This is a genomic window from Cupriavidus pampae, from assembly GCF_914271485.1.
Taxonomy (GTDB): Bacteria; Pseudomonadota; Gammaproteobacteria; order Burkholderiales; family Burkholderiaceae; genus Cupriavidus; species Cupriavidus pampae.
This window is the reverse complement of the sequence record NZ_CAJZAG010000001.1, coordinates 640,369-659,145: the sequence shown is the minus strand read 5'-3', so window position 1 is coordinate 659,145 and position 18,777 is coordinate 640,369. Positions and strand designations below refer to the sequence as shown.

The window sequence follows — 18,777 nt, the reverse complement described above, 5'->3', positions numbered from 1 at the left end:
GCCGCGGCCATCCGCAGCACCCGAGTGTGTCAGGCGCGTGCTTTCACGTAACGACCCGGCGCGGCCTCGATGGGCTTGTAATGCGCATTGCCGTACGCGGTGGGTGCCGCGCGCTTCGGCCCGGCATGCTTGCCAAGCCAGTTGTCCCAGTCCGGCCACCAGCTGCCGGCATGTTCCTTCGCGCCAGCCAGCCATTCCTGCGCCGAGCCCGACAGCGAATCGTTGGTCCAGTGGCTGCGCTTCTTCTTGACCGGAGGGTTGATCACGCCGGCGATATGGCCCGACGCGCCCAGCACGAAGCGCAGCTTGTTCTCGAGCAGGGCTGTCGACGCGTAGGCCGAGGTCCACGGCACGATATGGTCCTCGCGCGAGCCGTAGATGTAGGTCGGCACATCGATCGCGCCCAGATCGATCGGCGCGTTGCAGACCGTCAGTTTGCCCGGCGTCTTCAACTCGTTCTGCAGATACGTATGACGCAGATACCAGCAGTACCAGGGACCCGGCAGATTGGTCGCGTCGCCGTTCCAGAACAGCAGGTCGAACGGCACCGGGGTCTTGCCCTTCAGGTAGTTGTCGACCACGTAGTTCCAGACCAGATCGTTCGGCCGCAGGAACGAGAACGTGTTGGCCAGCTCCACGCCGCGCAGCAGCGCGCAAGGCGCGCCGGCGGCGCCGCCGATGGTGGCTTCGCGCAGTTGCACATGGGGCTCGTCGACAAACACGTCGAGAATGCCGGTGTCGCTGAAGTCGAGCAGCGTGGTCAGCAGCGTCAGGCTCGCGGCCGGACGCTCGCCACGCGCGGCCAGCACCGACAGCGCGGTGGCCACGATCGTGCCGCCCACGCAGAAGCCCAGCACGTTGATGCGGTCCTGCCCGCTGATATCGCGCGCCACCTCGATGGCCCGGATCGCGGCATGCTCGATGTAGTCGTCCCACGTGCGCTCGGCCATCGTCGCATCGGGATTGCGCCACGACACGAGGAACACCGTGTGGCCCTGCTCCACCGCATGGCGCACGAGCGAACTCTCGGGTTGCAGATCGAGGATGTAGAACTTGTTGATGCACGGCGGCACCAGCAGCAGCGCGCGCGCATGGACCTTGTCGGTCAGCGGCTTGTACTGGAGCAGCTGAAAGTACTCGTTCTCGTAGACCACCGCGCCTTCGCTGACCGCCACATTGCGGCCTACCTCGAATGCGGTCTCGTCGGTCTGCGAGATCTTGCCGCGCGTCAGGTCATCGAGCATGTTCTTGACGCCCGCGCGCAGCGACTCGCCACCCGATTCGATCAGGCGCTGCTGTGCATCGGGATTGGTCGCCAGGAAGTTGGCCGGCGACATCGCATCGACCCATTGCGAGACCGCGAAGCGGATGCGCTGACGCGTCTTGCTATCGGCCTCGACGGCGTCGGCCAGCTCGGTCATGGTGCGCGCCGTCAGCAGATAGAACGCAGCGGCATAGTGGTACGGCGCATTGTTGCGCCACGCGTCGCTGGCAAAACGCCGGTCGTTGAGCGGCGCCTGCGGACTGGTGCTACCGTTGCCGCCATTACCGAAATTGCCGAGCCCACCCATGCCACCCATACCGCCGTTGCCGGCCTGCGCGGCGGCGCTGGCCTGCGCCGTGGCGGCCTCGCGGCAGAGCTGCGTGAAGTCCTGAAAATAGCGCTGCTGGATATGCGCGAGCTGGGTCGGCGCGATCTTTACCGCCTGATTGGCGCCAGCGAACGCGTTCTGGAACATGCGTACGACCGCTTCACCACCGGGAAAACCGTCGCCACCGGGAAACTGTCCGTTCGGAAACGATGCATTGGCGAACGCGTTAGGAAACGCATTCGGGAACGCATTGGTGAACGCGTTGGGGAAAGCATTAGGGAAAGCACCACCGGGGAATGCCCCGGCCATCCCGCCCGGCGTGCCGCCGGTCAAATCGGGTGCCCATTGACGGGACCACTCCAGCCAGGCGGCTGGATCGAATGGCCCCGGCACGAACTGAAACGGTTGGGACTTGCCTTCCTGTGTGGAAGCTGCCGCACCTTTGCCGGTTGCCATGATGTAATCGTCTCTCTGCCGTCGCTGTCTGCGTAACATACGCTGGTAAGTCGACGGGAACGGGGTAACTGTCTCCCGACCCGCCCCTGATCCGGCTGAATTGCTCATGAACTGATGATGAAGCGCTCATGAACCGTTCATAAAGGCCGGATGTACGCGGTCTCGATATTCAGACCGGCGCCATGCTGCGAGTGAATGTTCCCTGCTTGCTGCGATACATTTAAGGCATTGTTGCCTCGCAATGGAGAGCCTGTCAATGCGGACTTCCGTATGGCAGTTTTATCCCCGTTTTTATCTCTAAAGCGCTACCTCACGGTAGAAAAAACGTCTATCACAAAGAGTTGAATTGCCGATGTATATCGTAGCGATCGCCTGGCTGTACGTGGCATTGATGATGGCCATCACGGAGCGGACCGCGGTTGCGGCCGTGCTGACGTTCTTCGCGTATGGCGTGGCGCCGGTCGCGTTGGTGCTGTACATCCTCGGTACGGGCGCGCGCAAGCGGCGGCGCAAGGCGCGCGAACAGCAGGAAGCCCCGAGCCCCTCTCCCGCCGGGAAAGGGGCGACCAACGATGCTGGTTCAGTCAGCCAGCCAGACTAACGTGGCCATGCGGCCCGTGACGCCGTCGCGGCGATACGAATAGAACCGTTCGGCATCGGTCACGGTGCAGGCGTCGCCGCCGTAAACCGCCGCGCATCCGGCGCGCGCGAGGCGCGTGCGCGCCAGTGCGTAGATATCGGCGAGATATTTGCCCGGGGTGGCCGGCACCGCGACGAAGGCGGCCTCCACCGTCGCGCGCTCGTGATCCAGCGCGGCTGCGAGGAACGCCGCGCGGACTTCCGCCCCGACTTCAAACGCCGAGGGACCGATCGCCGGCCCGAGCCATGCCAGCCATTCCGGCGCGGCGCCGGCGCGCGGCGCCATGCGTTCCATCGTGGCCTCGATGACGCCCGTGCAGAGCCCGCGCCAGCCCGCATGCGCTGCGCCGACCACCGTGCCCGCGCGATCGCATAGCAGCACCGGCAGGCAATCGGCGGTCATGATCGCGCAGACATGGCCCGCGCGCGCGGACACGCTCGCATCGGCGCTTGGCACGCCCGTGTCTTGCGCATCATCGGCGGTTGCCACCGCGCAGCCGTGCACCTGCTCGAGCCAGCGCGGCGTTGCCGGCAGCCGGCCGGCGAGGCGTGCGCGGTTGGTGTCGACCGCCTCGCGCGCGTCGCCGACGTGCGTACCGAGATTAAGGCCGCCAGCGCTACCGTCGGCCAGCCCGTACGGCGCCGCGCTCACGCCACCGTGGCGCGTGGTCGAGAGCGCGCGCACGCGTGCCGGCGCGGGCCAGTCGGGGACGATCCAGTGCGGGCCAGCGGCGGTGTCGGTCGCCGCTGTGGCGCCGGCCAACGCATCAGCGCCGGCCATCGCCGTCACCCTCCTCCTCCTCATCATCGTCGTCCTCGTCATCCTCGTCGTCATCCGTGCCGCCGATATACAAGCCATCGGCGTCATAGTTGGAGGCGTTCCAGTCCTCTTCGTCGCCATCATCGGCACCGGCGTGCCCCTCGAAGTCGAGCGCATCGATCAACGCCTGCAGGTCGTCCGGCGGTGGCGCCTCCCAAGAGATCTTGCGACCGGTGACGGGATGCACGAGCCCGAGCTTGTAGGCATGCAGCGCCTGGCGCGTGAACGGCACCGGCAGCGGCACGCGGATGGCCTGCCGCTGGCCGCGCTGCGTGGCCTTGTGGTACACGGGGTCGCCCAGCAGCGGATGTCCGATCGATTCGAAGTGCACGCGAATCTGATGCGTGCGCCCGGTCTCGAGCTTGCACTCGACGAACGACACCTTCGAACGCCCGAGCGGCACCGTGCCGAGCGTGCGGAAATGCGTGCGCGAGGGCTTGCCGCTGTTCGTGTACACGATGGCCATGCGCGTGCGCTCGCGCGGATCGCGGGCGATTGGCGCATCGATCGTGCCCCGCTCCGGCGTGGTGCCCCACACCAGCGCCAGGTACGTGCGCTTGACCGTCCGTGCCTGCAACTGGCGCACGAGGTCGGTCTGCGCGGTGAGCGTGCGCGCCACCACCATCAGCCCCGAGGTTTCCTTGTCGAGCCGGTGCACGATACCCGCGCGCGGCAGCGACGCGGCGGCCGGATAGCGGTGCAACAGGCCGTTGAGCGCGGTGCCGCCCCAGTTGCCGGCGGCGGGATGCACGACCAGCCCGGCCGGCTTGTTGATCACCACCAGCGCCGCGTCCTCGAACACGACGTCCAGCGGCACGTCTTCCGCCGTGAAGGCCTGCGCATCGGGCGCGGCCTGGGGCTGGATATCGATGCGCTGGCCCATCTGCACCGAGTCCTTGGCGCGCCGCGGCTCGCCATCCACGCGCACCGCGCCGTCCTCGATCCATTGCTGGATGCGGCTGCGCGAAAATTCATTGAAGTGGCGTGCAAGCAATTTATCGAGGCGCTCGCCATGTGCGGCGCTATCGACCTCGAGTGACAGCGGCATCATGTCCTGCTGCACTGGCATGGCGCCGGCGGGGCTTGCGGCCCCGCTTCCGTCGCCACCGAGATCGTCGATTTCATCAGTCTCATCAAGGTCCGATTGGGACAATTCCGCGGGTGCGAGCCGTTCGCGTTCGCGGGGTACCCCAGCAATGCCGTTTTTGGGCTGGGGGGTTGGGCTATAATGCTTGGCGCTATTTTTCATCCGGGATAGGTTGCCCATGCATTTGCAGAGCACAAGAACGCAGAGCACAAAGCGCGCCGATTGGCGCGCCAGATTTGGAGCCATGTTGCTCGCGGGCAGCTGCGTGCTGCTGACCGCGTGCGGCCTGCTTGGGGACCAGCCCGACGAAACTGCCGGCTGGTCGGCCAACAAATTATATTCTGAAGCCAAGGACGCGCTAGACGGCGGCGACTTCACACGTGCAGTCAAGCTGTACGAGAAGCTCGAAGGCCGCTATCCGTTCGGTCGATATGCGCAGCAGGCGCAGATCGACACCGCGTATGCGAACTACAAGGACGGCGAGACCGCCGCCGCGCTCGCCGCGATCGATCGCTTCATCCAGCTGCACCCGAGCCACCCGAATATTGATTACGCCTACTACCTCAAGGGGCTGATCAACTTCAACGACAACCTCGGCTGGCTGGGCCGGTTCTCGGGGCAGGATCTCAGCGAACGCGATCCGAAGGCAGCCAAGGCCGCTTACGACGCGTTCAATACGCTGGTCACGCGCTACCCGGACAGCAAGTACACCGAGGACGCGCGCCAGCGCATGCAGTACATCGTCAACTCGCTGGCACAGCATGAGGTGCACGCCGCGCGCTACTACTACCGTCGCGGCGCGTATCTGGCCGCGGTGAACCGTGCGCAGCAGTCGCTCAAGGAATATGACGGCGCACCGGCCAACGAGGAAGCGCTGTACATCATGATCCGCTCGTACGACTCGCTCGGCATGATGGATCTGCGCGACGATACCGCGCGCGTGATGGAGCGTAACTATCCGAACAGCGACTTCATCAAGTACGGTGAGCGCCGCAAGGACAAGTCGTGGTGGGAAGTGTTCTGATGAAAAAAAAGCCTCGCTTGCGCGAGGCTTTTTTTATTTGGATGCCCGCAGATCCTCGAGGAACTTGATCACGGTATCCGCTTCGCGCGTGCGCGTGAACGGCGGCAGGCTTTGCCAGATCTGGCGGCCATAGGGCTTTTCCACGAGTCGCATATCGCAGATGGCCAGCACGCCGCGATCGGATTCCGAGCGGATCAGCCGGCCCGCGCCCTGCTTGAGCGTAATGACCGCGTGTGGCAGCTGGTGCACCGCGAACGGGCTCAGGCCCTTGCGCTGCAGCACTTCCATGCGCGCGGCCAGTACAGGGTCATCGGGCGGCGCGAACGGCAGCTTGTCGATGATCACCAGCGACAGCGCCTCGCCACGGACGTCGACGCCTTCCCAGAAGCTCTGGCTGCCCACCAGCACCGCATTGCCGAGCTCGCGGAAGCGGTCCAGCAGTTCGGTACGGCTGGCCTGACCCTGCACCAGCAGCGGCAGGTTAAGACCGCGTTCGGCAAACGCGTCGTACAGCATATCGGACGCCTTCTGCACCGCGCGCAGCGTGGTGCAGAGCAGGAAGGTGCGGCCACCCGCGGCTTCGATCAGCGGCAGCGCACGCTCGACCACGGCCTCGGTGAAGTTCGGCGACTGCGGCTGCGGCATATCGCGCGGCACGTATAGCAGACCCTGCGTCGCATAGTCGAACGGGCTCGGCAGCGTCAGCGAGCGATCCTTGTCGAGGCCGAGCTGCGCGGCGTAATGCGCGAAATTGCCCTTGACCGACAAAGTCGCCGAGGTAAAGACCCATGCGCGCGGCTGCCCTTCGCGCTGCCGCGTGAAAATCGGCGCGATCGACAGCGGCGTGCGATGTAGCTGCACCGATTGCGAAAAGACTTCCACCCAGCGCACGGTTTCGGGACCGAAGTCCTTGGCCTTGCTGGCGGCGGTGGCGGGCGACGCGGCCGTAGCGGTCTCGCCTGCCGCGTCCTCCGCTACCGCGCCCTCGCCGCCCTCGCCGCCCTCGGCCGCGTTGGTCGCGTTGGTCGCGTTGGTCGCGATGGTCGCGATGGTCGCGATGGTCGCGATGGCCGCGTTTGCGGCGGGCGTCGACACCCCGTCGTTGCGCCAGGCCGCGAGCCGCTGCGCCAGTTCCAGCGCGCGACGATGGCATTGCTCGAGCGACTCCGCGCGTTCCGCCTGGCTTTCCAGCGCCGCCACAAAGTCGTCGAGGGCCTTGTCCACCGCGTCCAGCGTCTCGAAGAACGTTTCGCGCAGACGCGGATCGGCTTCGATCTGGCCCAGCGCGAGCCGCATATTGTCCTTGTTGAACGCCAGCCGCAGGTCGCGCGTGGCACGTTCGAGCGGCGCGCCCAGGGCCACCCAGTCCACCGCGTCACGCGCGTGCGACAGCCCTTCCGCCACCGCGTCGCGCGCGATTTCGAGCAGTTGGCTCGTCGACAACGTATCGCCGAAAAACAGCGTCGCGGTCTCGGGCAATTGATGCGCTTCGTCGAAGATCACGGTGTTGGCCGCGGGCAGCAGCTCGGCCATGCCGGTATCGCGCAGCACCACATCCGCAAAGAACAGATGGTGGTTCACGACCACCACATCCGCCTGCTGCGCCTCCTTGCGTGCGCGCATGACGAAACATTCCTTGTAGCTCGGGCATTCGCTGCCCAGGCAGTTGTCGCGTGTGGACGTGACCAGCTGCCATACCGGCGCGTTCTCAGGCACGGCCGACAGCTCGGCCTTGTCACCCGACGCCGAGGTCTTGGCGAACCTGGCGATATCGCGCAGCCATGCGGCGTCCTGCTTCGATGCAAGGCGGCCATTGGCCTGCGCGCGCTCGAGGTGATAGTGGCAGACGTAATTCGCGCGGCCCTTGAGCAGCGACACCGAGATCGGCACGTTCAGCGCGTGACGCACGGTCGGGATATCGCGCAGGAACAACTGGTCCTGCAGGTTCTTGGTCCCGGTGGAGAGAATGACCTTGCCACCCCACAGCATCGCGGGCACAAGGTACGCGAAGGTCTTGCCGGTACCGGTACCGGCCTCGACGATCACCGTATCGTGCTGGGCGATCGCGCCGGCCACGGCCTCGGCCATCTGCTGCTGCGACGCGCGCGGCAGGTAGCCAGGGATCGCGCTCGCAAGCGTGCCGGTGTCGGCGAAAATCTTGCCAAGCTGTGCCGACTGCGAAGCCAGCTGGTCTGCCGACGCGGCTCGCAGCTCTCCGGCTTGATCAGCAACATCAGCGGCGGCGAGGTCGACAGACTGGTCACCGCCCTCGTCAGGCGGCATGGCGGAAACTTCTGACACTATCGACACTATTGGGACAGTTCTCTGTGAGGACGGCGCCGGTCATGCCGGCACATCAGGTTCGAGTTGGAGCTGCAGCAGCATGATCGCGTCCTTGAGCTTCAGGCGCCGTTTCTTCAGGCGCCGCAATTGCAGCTCGTCATGCGCGGCATCGTCGGACAGACGGTCGATCAGGTAGTCGAGGTCGCGATGCTCGATCTGCAGTTCGATGATCTGCCGCGCGACGGTATTGAGGTTGTCGTCCATATGCATGTCATCCGGCGTTGCCGCTGGCGCCCCCTCTCCGCTCCGCCTAGAAACCGAACGGGCTCGGCGTGTTGCCACCCGAGTTCTGATTCTGCTTGGCGCGCTCGCGGCGCTCATCCAGGTCTCGCTGGCGGTCGGCGGCCTGCCGCTGCTTGTCCTGGAACGCCTTGACGTTCTCCTGTCGCTGCCGCGCCTGCTCGGCGCCCGATTGCTGGGCTGCCTTCACACGCGCATCGAAGTCGGCCTGCTTCTGCTGAAAGGCCTGCGCGTTGGCCGTGCGCGCCGGCGCCTCGCCCGCGCGTTGGGCGTCGCGTAGCTGCTGTTCCTGCTGCTTGCGGTCGTAGGAAGCGCGGCTCGCGGCCTCGTTGGCCGCGCGGCCCGGTTGACTGGCTTCGAACTCGGCGTTGCGAATCGCCTGCTCGCGGTCGCGCGTCGCGGCGCGCTCCGCGCGCTCGGCATTGCCGACGTCGAGTTCGCGCTTGCGCAGCACGTGCAATTCTTCACGCTGCACGTCCTGGGCCTGTTCGATGCAACGATTGACCAGGAACTTGCTGTAGCACGCGCGCTCGGCCGTCGCGAACCGGTAGTTGGTCCAGGCGCGTGCATCGCCGATGGACTTGCGTTCGCCCTCGAAGTCGCGCTTGGCAGCGGCATCGGCAGTCGCGCCGGCAGTCGCACCGGTTGGGACGGCAGCCGCCTGCGGCGCCGAGGCCTGCGCGCGCGCGGCCGACATCGGTGCGAATACCGCACCCAGTGTCACGATCATTGGCAGGATCAGTGCCAGCAGGCCGCGCACGGTAGCAGGAGCACGGGCGGGACGGGACGTGGGACGGAGCATGGGACGGATGAGGTCGGCAACAGCAGCCGGTCGGAAGGTGACGATCATGGTCGCGATTCTAGCATTCGGGCCCACCTTGGCCCGCGTCACAGCCCCTCCTCACGAACAACGATGCAAAAGCACGCCTTACGTCACTGGAACGTCGCCGCGCTTGTGGCAAAATGCCCCGCTTTCGACTGACTGTTTTCCCGATGTCCAACCTGCCTGCTTCCGTCACGCAAAAGATTGTCTCGCTGATTGCGACCGAACTGTCTGTGCAACCCCGTCAGGTGGCCGCGGCAGTGGCCCTGCTGGATGAGGGTGCGACCGTGCCCTTTATCGCGCGCTACCGAAAGGAAGTGACCGATAATCTGGACGACACGCAGCTGCGTAATCTCGAGGAGCGCCTGCTGTATCTGCGCGACATGGAAGAGCGTCGCGCGACGATCCTGGCCTCGATCGAGGAACAGGGCAAACTGACCGACGAACTGCGCGCCGCCATCGAGGCCGCCGACACCAAGCAGACGCTCGAGGATCTGTACCTGCCCTACAAGCCGAAGCGCCGCACCCGCGCGCAGATCGCGCGTGAGTGTGGCCTGGAGCCGCTCGCACAGGCGCTGCTGGCCGATCCGACGCTCGATCCGCAGGTCGAGGCCGCCAAGTTCGTCAACGGCAATCCGACCGCGGACGGTGGCGTGCCCGACGTCAAGGCCGCGCTGGACGGCGCGCGCGACATCCTGTCGGAACAGTTCGGTGAAACGGCGGAGCTGCTCGGCAAGGTGCGCGAGCACCTGTGGAGCCATGGCCTGGTGACCTCCACCGTCATGGAAGGCAAGGAAAACGCCGAGGAAGAAAAATTCCGCGACTACTACGAGTACAGCGAGACCATCCGCACGGTGCCGTCGCACCGCGCACTGGCGCTGTTCCGTGGCCGCAACGCGGGCGTGCTGATGGTCAAGCTGGGCCTCGGCGAAGAGCAGGACGCGATGGTGCCGCATCCGTGCGAAGGCATGATCGCGCGCCATGTCGGCATCCAGAATCTGAATCGCCCCGCCGACAAGTGGCTGGCCGATGTGTGCCGCTGGTGCTGGCGCGTCAAGGTGATGCCGCACCTCGAGTCCGAACTGCTGACGCAGCTGCGCGAGACCGCCGAGAGCGAGGCCATCAAGGTGTTCGGCCGCAATCTGCACGAGCTGCTGCTGGCCGCGCCGGCCGGCCCCAAGGCCGTCATGGGCGTGGACCCGGGCATCCGTACCGGCTGCAAGGTTGCCGTGGTCGACCACACCGGCAAGCTGCTGGAAACCTCGACCATCTACCCGCACGAGCCGCGCCGCGACTGGAACGGCTCGCTGGCGACGCTGGCACGCATGGCCAAGCAGCATGGCGTGGCGCTGGTGTCGATCGGCAACGGTACCGCGAGCCGCGAGACCGACAAGCTGGTGCAGGACCTGATGCGCAACCTGCCCGACCTCAAGCTGACCAAGATCGTGGTCAGCGAGGCCGGTGCTTCGGTGTACTCGGCATCCGAACTGGCGGCCAAGGAATTCCCGGAACTCGACGTGTCGCTGCGCGGCGCGGTATCGATCGCGCGCCGTCTGCAGGATCCGCTGGCCGAGCTCGTGAAGATCGATCCCAAGTCGATCGGTGTAGGCCAGTACCAGCACGACGTGAACCAGCGCGAGCTGGCGCGCGCGCTCGACGCCGTGGTCGAGGACTGCGTGAACGCGGTGGGTGTGGATGTGAATACCGCCTCGGCGCCGCTGCTCGCGCGCGTGTCGGGCCTGAACACGGTGCTGGCGCGCAATATCGTGGAGTTCCGCGATGCCAACGGCGCGTTCGCGAATCGCAAGGCGCTGCTCAAAGTGCCGCGCCTTGGCGACAAGACGTTCGAACAGGCCGCGGGTTTCCTGCGCGTGAACACCGGCGACAATCCGCTGGATCGGTCCTCGGTGCACCCGGAAGCCTACCCTGTGGTGCAACGGATTCTCGACCACATCAAGAAGGGTCTGCCCGATGTGATGGGCAATCGCGAGGCGCTACGCGGGCTGTCCGCGCAGCAGTTCACCGACGAGACGTTCGGTCTGCCGACGGTGCGCGACATCATCGGCGAACTCGAGAAGCCGGGCCGCGACCCGCGTCCCGAGTTCAAGACCGCGACGTTCCAGGATGGTGTGGAAGACGTCAAGGATCTGCAGCCGGGCATGGTGCTCGAAGGCGTGGTGACCAACGTGGCCGCGTTCGGCGCGTTTGTCGATATCGGCGTGCATCAGGACGGACTGGTCCATATCTCGGCGCTGTCGACGAAGTTCGTCAAGGACGCGCACGAAGTGGTCAAGGCCGGTCAGATCGTCAAGGTCAAGGTGATGGAAGTCGACGTCAAGCGCAATCGGATCGGTTTGACGATGCGGCTCGATGACGAACCGGGTCAGGCTGCGCCGCGCTCGGGTGGCGGCTCAGGTGGCGGCTCAGGTGCTGGGGATCGTGGTAGCGACCGGGGCGGCCAGCGCGCCGGCGGCGGCAAGAGCTTTGGTGGCGGCAACAACCGCCGCGAGCCGGAGCCGGCTGGCGCGATGGCGGCAGCGTTCGCGAAGCTGAAGCGGTAAGTAAAAAACTGGGGCGCGAAAGCGCCCCTTTTTTTTTAGATCTCTACCTTCGTGCCCAGCTCGACCACTCGGTTGGCGGGAATCGAGAAAAAGTCAGACGGCTTGGCGCCGTTCTGATGCATCCAGGCGAACAAGCTCTCGCGCCACATCGACATCCCCGGCAGCTTCGACGGAATGACCGATTCGCGCGCGATGAAGAACGACGTCTCCATCAGCTCGAACTCCATATTGAGCTTGCGCGCCGCGAGGTCCAGCACACGCTGCACATCGGGCGTTTCCTTGAAGCCGTACTCGGACTTCAGGATGAACACACCACCGCCCAGATCCTTGCACGTTAGTCGCTGATCGTCGTCCACGTACGGAATATCGCGCGTGACGAAGCTCAGGAACACCACGCGCTCGTGCAGCACGCGATTGTGCTTGAGGTTGTGCAGCAGCGAGACCGGCACCGACTCCGTATTGCCGGTCAGGAACACGGCCGTGCCCTCGACGCGATGCGGCGGATGCGCGAGCAGGCCGGCGATAAACGGCTCGAGCGGAATGCCGTCCTCGAGGCTACGCGCGCGCAGCAGCTTGCGGCCGCTATGCCACGTCATCAGCAGGAAGAACGCGGCGCTGCCCATCAGCAGCGGGAACCAGCCGCCTTCTGCCACCTTGAGCAGGTTGGCCGCGAAGAACGTGATATCCACCAGCAGAAAGCCCGCGCCCAGCAGCGTGACGAACACCGGGTTCCACTTCCACACGCTGCGCATGCACACGGCCGCGAGGAACGTCGTGATCAGCATCGTCGTGGTCACCGCGATACCGTACGCGGCCGCGAGGTTCTCGGACTTCTTGAACGAAATGACCACCGCGATCACCAGCACCAGCAGGACCCAGTTGATCACCGGCAGGTAGATCTGGCCCATTTCCGCGGCCGACGTATAGCGAATGCGCATGCGCGGCACAAAGCCGAGCTGAATCGCCTGGCTGGTCAGCGAGAACGCGCCGGAGATCACCGCCTGCGAGGCAATGACCGTCGCGCACGTGGCCAGCAGCACCATCGGCAGCAGCAACGGTCCCGGCACCATCAGGTAGAACGGATTGCTGGCCGCTTCCGGATGCTGCAGCAGCATCGCGCCCTGGCCGAAGTAGTTGAGCATCAGGCTCGGCATGACCAGGATGAACCAGCCAACACGGATCGGCCGCGCGCCGAAATGGCCCATGTCGATGTACAGCGCCTCGGCGCCAGTCAGCACCAGGAACACCGCGCCCAACACGATAAATGCCTGCAGCGAATGTTCGAGCAGGAAGTTGATGCCGTACCACGGGTTGACGGCCTTGAAGATCTCGGGCGACTGCATCACGTTGTACACGCCGAGCAGGCCCAGCGTGACGAACCACAGCATCATGATCGGGCCGAACAGCTTGCCCACCGCGGCGGTGCCATGCTTCTGGATCAGGAACAGCGCGGTCAGGATGATCACAGTGATTGGTATCACGAAGTGCGACAGCTGCGGCGCCGCGACTTCGAGGCCCTCCACCGCCGACAGCACCGAGATCGCCGGCGTGATGACCGCATCGCCGTAGAACATGCAGGCGCCGAAGATCGCCAGCATCATCAGCACGCGCGCCTTGCGCGAGCGTGGCGTGGCGGTGCGCAGCACCAGCGCCATCAGCGCCAGCACCCCACCCTCACCGTTGTTGTCGGCCCGCATCACGAAGACGACGTACTTGAGCGAGACCACGATGATCATGGCCCAGAACAGCATCGAGATCACGCCGAGCACGGCATCGGGGCTGAATGGAATGCCATGCTCCGCGCTGAAGCATTCCTTGAGGGCGTACAGCGGGCTGGTGCCGATGTCACCGAACACCACGCCGATGGCACCGATAACGAGCGCGCGCGTGCTGGGACTTTCGACGAAATAATGACTGGTTGCGGATTGGGTCATGGTCAGGATGTGATGAACCGGTGTGCGCCTCCCGCCCGCACCGCCGCCGGGACCATGGGTCGCGACGCAGCGGGCACGCGTTCTTCTCTCACGCAAGCGGCTCCGGTCCGCGTTGGGCTTATCGCCTTCTTCGATGTGGTTTATCTATTGCATTGCACAATTGCGCGCCATTCTAGTGGAAGTGCATCGTTACGACCACCTCCCCGGACGCATTGGTGACGGGATTTGGCAGGTGCGCGCCGCGCGCGGCGCACGGTCGACTCGTCAAGCATGGTGTGCGGCGCAGGGCAGGTCAAGCTCGGTGGTGGCCGACATGGCGGATTGCCGAAACCACGGCAATGTTGTGCGAGCACGACAGAATAGGAAGTACGCGCCACATTGTGATGACATGCTGACTTTTCCACGTCGGTCAGACGCCCAGTAACCGGTCGAGCACCCCGGCGCCGGCGGCAAGCTCGGCCGACCGTCCCTCCGCCACGACCTGCCCTTTCTCAAGCACCACCACGCGGTCGGCATGGTCGAGCACCGCGCGATAGTTGCGATCCACGACCACGGCCGCGATGCCGGAGGCTCGCACGGTGGCAATCACGCGCCAGATCTCGCGCACGATCCTCGGCGCAAGGCCCTCGGTGGCTTCGTCCAGCACCAGACAGTCGGGATTGGTCATCAGCGCGCGGCCGATCGACAGCATCTGCTGCTCGCCGCCCGACAACTGCTGGCCGCCATGCGTGAGTCGCTCCGCCAGGCGCGGGAACAGATCGAGCACGCGTGCCTCGTCCCAGTCGCGGCGGCCATCGGCGCCCGCGCGCGCGGCCATGATCAGGTTCTCGCGCACGCTCAGATTCGGAAAAATGCCACGCCCCTCGGGCACGTAGGCCACGCCGAGCCGCGCCACCTCGTGCGGCTGCCCGCGCGACAGATCGCGCCCGGCAACGTGGATGATGCCCTCGCGCTGCCGCACATGCCCGAGCAGCGTCCGCAGCAGCGTGCTCTTGCCCATGCCGTTGCGTCCAAGCAGACCGACGGTCTCGCCCCGGCCGACGCGGAAGTCGATACCGCGCAGCACGTGGCTGGAGCCATACCATGCATGCACGCCAGTGGCGGCAATCAGGTCCGGACGCCCACTCGGATCCGCCATCATGCGGTGCCCCTTTCATCCTGCACGGCCTCGTCCATCTCGCCGAGGTAGGCCAGCTGGACGTCGCGGTTGGCGCGGATATCCCCCGGCTGGCCGCAGGCAATCACGGCGCCGTTGACCATCACCGTGATGCGATCGGCCACCGCGAATACCGCCTCCATATCGTGCTCGACCAGCACGATCGCATGCCCGTCGCGCAAACCGCGCAGCAGGTCCAGCATGCGCGCGGACTCCTCGGCGCCCATGCCGGCGAGCGGTTCGTCCAGCAGCAGCGCCACCGGCTGCGTGGCCAGGCACATTGCCACCTCGAGCTGGCGCTTCTGCCCATGCGCGAGTTCGCTCGCGATGCGCCCCGCGTGCTCGGACAGCCCGGCGCGCTCCAGCGCCTCATCCGCGAGCGCACGGCTGGTGCGACATGCCTGCGCGGGCTCCCACAGGCGCCAGGCGCGCTGCGCGCGCGATTGCGCGGCCAGCCGACAGTTCTCGCGCACGGTCAGCGGCTGGAAGATATTGTTGCGCTGGTAGCTGCGGCCGACGCCATGACGGGCCAGTCGTGGCTGGTCCCAGCCCGTCACCTCCTCGCCCTGCAGATACAGGCGGCCCGACGACGCCGGCAGTTCGCCCGACAGCATGTTGATGAGCGTCGATTTGCCGGCGCCATTGGTGCCGATGACCGCATGGATCTCGTGCAGGCCGACGGTCAGGTCCACCTCGTTGACGGCCAGCAGGCCGCCGAAGCGGCGCGTCAGCCGCACCGCCTGCAACACCGGCGCCACCAGAGGGTCGCCCAGGTCGATCATGTCGCCCCCCGTTCGTGCGCATTGCTGGCGCCGTGATTGCCGCCGTGGGATGTGGTTTGCACGGCTTGAGCCGGTTGAGTGGCTTGAGCAGACTGCGCGGCTTGCGCGGACTGGGCCTCGTCACTCCGTGCCTCGCTTCCCTGCCGGCGCAGCCGCCACAGCGGACGATCGCGCAGCACGTCCGGCACACTGACCAGCCCACGCGGCAGCACCGCCACCGCGAGGATGATGAACCCGCCCATCAGCAGTTGCCAGTGCTTGGTCAGCGTGCTGAACCACTCGGCCAGCAGCACGAACGAGAACGCGCCCAGCACGGCGCCGGCCAGACTGCCCACGCCGCCGAGAATCACCATCAGCATCGCATTGCCCGACTGGTGCCATGACGCGATCTCCGGATTCACGAAGCCAAACTGGATCGCGTAGAGAAATCCCGCCAGCCCGGCAAACACGCCGCCCGCAACGAATGCGCCCAGCTGGTAGCGATAGGTCGCATAGCCGGCCGCGCGCATGCGTTGCTCGTTATGGCGAATGCCCACCAGCGCATGACCGAAACGCGAGCGCAGCAGCATCGAGAGCAGCGCCACCGTGAGCACCAGCGCGGCCAGCACCAGCCAGTAGAACACCGTGGGATCGTTGACCGAGATCGGCCGTTCGCTGAGCAGACCGAACTCCGGGCGGAAGTAGATGTAGGTACCGTCGCTGCCGCCCGCGATCTCGGTGTCGTGAAACACGAAGTACACCATCTGCGCGAACGCGAGCGTCACCATGATGAAATACACGCCACGCGTGCGCAGCACGAGCGCGCCCACGGCCATCGCAAGCGTGGCGGACGCGCCCAGCGCGCCGAGCAGCAGCACCCAGCCATTGCCGGCCTCGCCCTGCGGCGACAGCATCGCGGTGGCATAGGCGGCCACCGCGAAGTACGCGGCATGGCCAAGACTGACGAGCCCGGTATAGCCGATCAGCAGCTGCAGCGAGAGCGCGAAGATCGCCATGATCATCACCTTGCTCAGCAGCTCGATATAGAAACGATGGCTGTCCGCGGTCAGCACGAACGGCGCGGCGCCGAGCACCGCGAACGCGATCAGCCACGCCAGCGCGGTGAGCCATGCGGAACGGCGCGGCACGGTCGATGGCTGCGAAGGGAGCGGAGGGAAGGAAGGCGGCGACGACATGAAGGGTCTTTGATTACCGGTGTTGGTGTCTCGCCCTCAACCCGCGCGAAACAGGCCCTGCGGCTTCCACAACAGGATCACGGCCATCAGCAGGTAGATCAGCACCCCCGCGGCATCCTGCCAGAACACCTTGCCGAACGTATCGACGAAGCCCAGCAGCAGCGACGCCACCAGCGCGCCCTTGACCGACCCGATGCCGCCGATCACCACCACCACGAAGCAGACGATCAGCACCTGCCCGCCCATCCCCGGATACACCGACGAGACCGGGGCCGCGATCATGCCGGCCAGTACCGCCAGCGCCACGCCGAGCGCGAACACCAGCCGATACAACAGCGTAACGTTGATGCCGAGCGACTGCACCATTTCGCGGTTGGCCGCGCCCGCGCGAATCGTCATGCCGAGCCGGGTGTGCCGCAGCACGTAGTACATCGCGCCGGCCACCAGCAGGCACACCGCCGAGATAAACAGGCGGTAGACCGGATACGTCATGTCATTGCCGATCGGCAGCGCGCCGTCGAGCAGCGCGGGCACGGTCACGCCGTGCACGTCATCGCCGACGAGGATGCTGCGCAGCTCCTCGAACACGAGGATCAGGCCATAGGTCATCAGTACCTGCTGCAGATGGTCGCGCTGGTACAGGTAGCTGAAGAAGAGCCACTCGAGCAGGTAGCCGAATACGATCGCGAGCACGATGCCGAGCGGCAGCGCGACGAACAGGCTGCCGGTAAGGCTGGCGAGCGTGAACGCCAGGTAGGCGCCCAGCATGTAGAAGCTGCCATGGGCGAGATTGATCACGCCCATGATGCCGAAGATCAGCGTGAGCCCGCTTGCCACCAGAAACAGCAGCAGTCCGTACTGCACGCTGTTCAGGCACTGAATCAGAAACGAAACGACGTCCATGCCACCCGCATCCCTGTCTTACAGCCGGCAGCCGCGCGCGGGATCCGCGAGCGCGCGCACCGCCACGCTGCTGACCTTGTTCTCGCGGCCATCCACCTTGCGCAGATAGAAGTCCTGCACCGGATTGTGCGCCTTCGACAGCGTGAACGCGCCGCGCGGGCTGTCCACGCGCGCGCCCTCCATGGCCTTGTAGACCTCCGCCTTGCGCGTCATGTCGCCCTTGACCGCGTTGGCTCCGGCCGCGAGCAGTTGCGCCGCATCGTAGCCCTGCACCGCGTACACATCCGGCTGCAGCTTGTACGCCTTGGCGTACGCGAGGCGGAAGGCCTTGTCGCGCGCGTTGTTCAGACCATCGGCATAGTGCAGCGTGGTTTCCAGCCCTTGCGCGGCGGCGCCCTGCGCCTCCAGCGTGCCGTCGGTCAGGAAACCGGACGCAAACAGCGGAATCTTGTCCTTGAGGCCGGCCGCCGCCCAATCCTTGACGAACTTGACCGCGCCGCCGCCCGCGAAGAACACGAACACCGCGTCGGGCTTGAGCGACGCGATCTCGGTGATCTGGGCCTGGAACTCGACGTTGGGGAACGGCAGGCTCAGTTCCTTGACGACCTTGCCGCCCTTCGCTTCGAAGGCTTCCTTGAAGCCCTTGACCGACTGCTCGCCGGCAGCGTATTTCCACGTGAGCGTGACCACGCGCTTGATATCGCGCGACGCCACCACCTGCCCCATCGCATTGCCAGGCTGCCAGTTCGAGAACGACGAACGGAAGATATTGGGGCCGCACAGCGGACCGGTGGCCTCGTCGACGCCGGCGTTGGGAATGATCAGCAGCGTGTTGTTTTCCTTGGCCACCTTGACGATGCCCATCTGCACGCCTGAATGGACGGTGCCGACGACCACATCCACCTGGTCGCGCTTGACCAGCTTGGAGGCGTTTTCGGGGGCCTTGGCCGGATCGGATTCGTCGTCCACCTTGAAGTACTCCACATCCTTGCCACCGAGCTTGCCGCCCTGCTCCTGCACATACAGCCGGAAACCGTTCTCGATGGCCGTGCCGAGCGCCGCATACGTGCCGGTGTAGGGCAGCATGAAGCCCACCTTGATCTTGCCGGCCACGGTCTGGGCGTGGGCGCCCGCCGGCAGCCAGGCCAGCGCGGTGGCAAGAGCAAGCGACAGTAACGGCGACGAGCGACGGTGCATCGATTTTCCTCCTGTTGGTCTCAAGCCAGTGGGCCGCGCCCGAGG

General features: G+C 65.7%; 15 protein-coding genes. 3 read left to right on the top strand and 12 right to left on the bottom strand.

Translation table 11 applies throughout. The features are described from left to right. Positions 1 to 29: 29 nt before the first annotated feature. Positions 30 to 2,048, bottom strand: coding sequence for a class I poly(R)-hydroxyalkanoic acid synthase (phaC, locus tag LDO41_RS02870; protein WP_223981584.1), 2,019 nt, complete (start codon positions 2,046 to 2,048; stop codon positions 30 to 32). 352 nt (positions 2,049 to 2,400) lie between these two features. Between phaC and LDO41_RS02865 the strand changes: the two genes are divergently transcribed. After that, on the top strand, positions 2,401 to 2,649 hold the full coding sequence (locus tag LDO41_RS02865) for a hypothetical protein (protein ID WP_223981582.1): 249 nt from the start codon (positions 2,401 to 2,403) through the stop codon (positions 2,647 to 2,649). Here the strand turns inward: LDO41_RS02865 and pgeF are convergent. After that, on the bottom strand, positions 2,629 to 3,468 hold the full coding sequence (pgeF, locus tag LDO41_RS02860) for a peptidoglycan editing factor PgeF (protein ID WP_223981580.1): 840 nt from the start codon (positions 3,466 to 3,468) through the stop codon (positions 2,629 to 2,631). The genes LDO41_RS02865 and pgeF overlap by 21 nt on opposite strands. Next, positions 3,455 to 4,756 (bottom strand): RluA family pseudouridine synthase, encoded by a 1,302-nt coding sequence (locus LDO41_RS02855; RefSeq protein WP_223981578.1) that lies wholly within the window; start codon positions 4,754 to 4,756, stop codon positions 3,455 to 3,457. The genes pgeF and LDO41_RS02855 overlap by 14 nt, the downstream gene beginning before the upstream one ends. A 16-nt stretch (positions 4,757 to 4,772) precedes the next feature. Between LDO41_RS02855 and LDO41_RS02850 the strand changes: the two genes are divergently transcribed. After that, positions 4,773 to 5,618, top strand: coding sequence for an outer membrane protein assembly factor BamD (locus LDO41_RS02850; protein WP_377740710.1), 846 nt, complete (start codon positions 4,773 to 4,775; stop codon positions 5,616 to 5,618). A 33-nt stretch (positions 5,619 to 5,651) separates the two neighbouring features. Here the strand turns inward: LDO41_RS02850 and LDO41_RS02845 are convergent, their stop codons facing one another. Genes LDO41_RS02845 through LDO41_RS02835 form a run of 3 tightly spaced genes read right to left on the bottom strand, consistent with a single transcriptional unit; the run spans position 5,652 to position 9,051 of the window. Beyond that, positions 5,652 to 7,901, bottom strand: coding sequence for an ATP-dependent DNA helicase (locus LDO41_RS02845; protein WP_223981574.1), 2,250 nt, complete (start codon positions 7,899 to 7,901; stop codon positions 5,652 to 5,654). A gap of 60 nt (positions 7,902 to 7,961) precedes the next feature. Then, the gene (locus tag LDO41_RS02840) at positions 7,962 to 8,165 is read right to left on the bottom strand and encodes a DUF465 domain-containing protein (RefSeq protein ID WP_223981572.1); all 204 of its coding nucleotides are present in this window, start codon (positions 8,163 to 8,165) and stop codon (positions 7,962 to 7,964) included. Positions 8,166 to 8,211: 46 nt separating this feature from the next. Beyond that, on the bottom strand, positions 8,212 to 9,051 hold the full coding sequence (locus LDO41_RS02835; RefSeq protein ID WP_223981569.1) for a hypothetical protein: 840 nt from the start codon (positions 9,049 to 9,051) through the stop codon (positions 8,212 to 8,214). Positions 9,052 to 9,194: 143 nt separating this feature from the next. Here LDO41_RS02835 and LDO41_RS02830 point away from each other — a divergent pair, with 143 nt between their 5' ends. After that, complete coding sequence (locus tag LDO41_RS02830) at positions 9,195 to 11,585, top strand: Tex family protein (RefSeq protein ID WP_223981566.1); 2,391 nt, start codon at positions 9,195 to 9,197, stop codon at positions 11,583 to 11,585. A gap of 35 nt (positions 11,586 to 11,620) precedes the next feature. Here LDO41_RS02830 and LDO41_RS02825 read toward each other — a convergent pair whose 3' ends face one another. From LDO41_RS02825 to LDO41_RS02800, 6 genes are all read right to left on the bottom strand, one after another. After that, the gene (locus LDO41_RS02825; RefSeq protein WP_223981563.1) at positions 11,621 to 13,519 is read right to left on the bottom strand and encodes a potassium transporter Kup; all 1,899 of its coding nucleotides are present in this window, start codon (positions 13,517 to 13,519) and stop codon (positions 11,621 to 11,623) included. 409 nt (positions 13,520 to 13,928) lie between these two features. Beyond that, positions 13,929 to 14,660: an ABC transporter ATP-binding protein gene (locus LDO41_RS02820; RefSeq protein ID WP_223981560.1), complete on the bottom strand. Its 732-nt coding sequence runs from the start codon at positions 14,658 to 14,660 to the stop codon at positions 13,929 to 13,931. Further along, a complete protein-coding gene (locus LDO41_RS02815; protein WP_223981557.1) occupies positions 14,657 to 15,457 on the bottom strand; it encodes an ABC transporter ATP-binding protein in 801 nt (266 codons plus the stop codon). The genes LDO41_RS02820 and LDO41_RS02815 overlap by 4 nt, the downstream gene beginning before the upstream one ends. Continuing rightward, the gene (locus tag LDO41_RS02810) at positions 15,454 to 16,632 is read right to left on the bottom strand and encodes a branched-chain amino acid ABC transporter permease (protein WP_223981554.1); all 1,179 of its coding nucleotides are present in this window, start codon (positions 16,630 to 16,632) and stop codon (positions 15,454 to 15,456) included. The genes LDO41_RS02815 and LDO41_RS02810 overlap by 4 nt, the downstream gene beginning before the upstream one ends. A 36-nt stretch (positions 16,633 to 16,668) precedes the next feature. Then, entirely contained in the window at positions 16,669 to 17,535 is an 867-nt protein-coding gene (locus LDO41_RS02805; RefSeq protein WP_223981551.1) for a branched-chain amino acid ABC transporter permease, read from the bottom strand. Positions 17,536 to 17,553: 18 nt separating this feature from the next. Beyond that, positions 17,554 to 18,732 carry an ABC transporter substrate-binding protein gene (locus LDO41_RS02800; RefSeq protein ID WP_223981548.1) on the bottom strand — a complete coding sequence of 393 codons (1,179 nt, stop codon included), beginning with the start codon at positions 18,730 to 18,732 and terminating at the stop codon, positions 17,554 to 17,556. Positions 18,733 to 18,777: the final 45 nt, after the last annotated feature.

Excerpts from the sequence above, each read along its gene's own strand:
- LDO41_RS02800 (WP_223981548.1), bottom strand. The coding sequence starts at position 18,732 with ATGCACCGTCGCTCGTCGCCGTTACTGTCGCTTGCTCTTGCCACCGCG.
- LDO41_RS02845 (WP_223981574.1), bottom strand. The coding sequence starts at position 7,901 with ATGCCGCCTGACGAGGGCGGTGACCAGTCTGTCGACCTCGCCGCCGCT.
- LDO41_RS02850 (WP_377740710.1), top strand. The coding sequence starts at position 4,773 with ATGCATTTGCAGAGCACAAGAACGCAGAGCACAAAGCGCGCCGATTGG.
- pgeF (WP_223981580.1), bottom strand. The coding sequence starts at position 3,468 with ATGGCCGGCGCTGATGCGTTGGCCGGCGCCACAGCGGCGACCGACACC.
- LDO41_RS02805 (WP_223981551.1), bottom strand. The coding sequence starts at position 17,535 with ATGGACGTCGTTTCGTTTCTGATTCAGTGCCTGAACAGCGTGCAGTAC.
- LDO41_RS02865 (WP_223981582.1), top strand. The coding sequence starts at position 2,401 with ATGTATATCGTAGCGATCGCCTGGCTGTACGTGGCATTGATGATGGCC.
- LDO41_RS02840 (WP_223981572.1), bottom strand. The coding sequence starts at position 8,165 with ATGGACGACAACCTCAATACCGTCGCGCGGCAGATCATCGAACTGCAG.
- LDO41_RS02820 (WP_223981560.1), bottom strand. The coding sequence starts at position 14,660 with ATGATGGCGGATCCGAGTGGGCGTCCGGACCTGATTGCCGCCACTGGC.
- LDO41_RS02830 (WP_223981566.1), top strand. The coding sequence starts at position 9,195 with ATGTCCAACCTGCCTGCTTCCGTCACGCAAAAGATTGTCTCGCTGATT.
- LDO41_RS02815 (WP_223981557.1), bottom strand. The coding sequence starts at position 15,457 with ATGATCGACCTGGGCGACCCTCTGGTGGCGCCGGTGTTGCAGGCGGTG.
- phaC (WP_223981584.1), bottom strand. The coding sequence starts at position 2,048 with ATGGCAACCGGCAAAGGTGCGGCAGCTTCCACACAGGAAGGCAAGTCC.
- LDO41_RS02825 (WP_223981563.1), bottom strand. The coding sequence starts at position 13,519 with ATGACCCAATCCGCAACCAGTCATTATTTCGTCGAAAGTCCCAGCACG.
- LDO41_RS02835 (WP_223981569.1), bottom strand. The coding sequence starts at position 9,051 with ATGATCGTCACCTTCCGACCGGCTGCTGTTGCCGACCTCATCCGTCCC.
- LDO41_RS02855 (WP_223981578.1), bottom strand. The coding sequence starts at position 4,756 with ATGAAAAATAGCGCCAAGCATTATAGCCCAACCCCCCAGCCCAAAAAC.
- LDO41_RS02810 (WP_223981554.1), bottom strand. The coding sequence starts at position 16,632 with ATGTCGTCGCCGCCTTCCTTCCCTCCGCTCCCTTCGCAGCCATCGACC.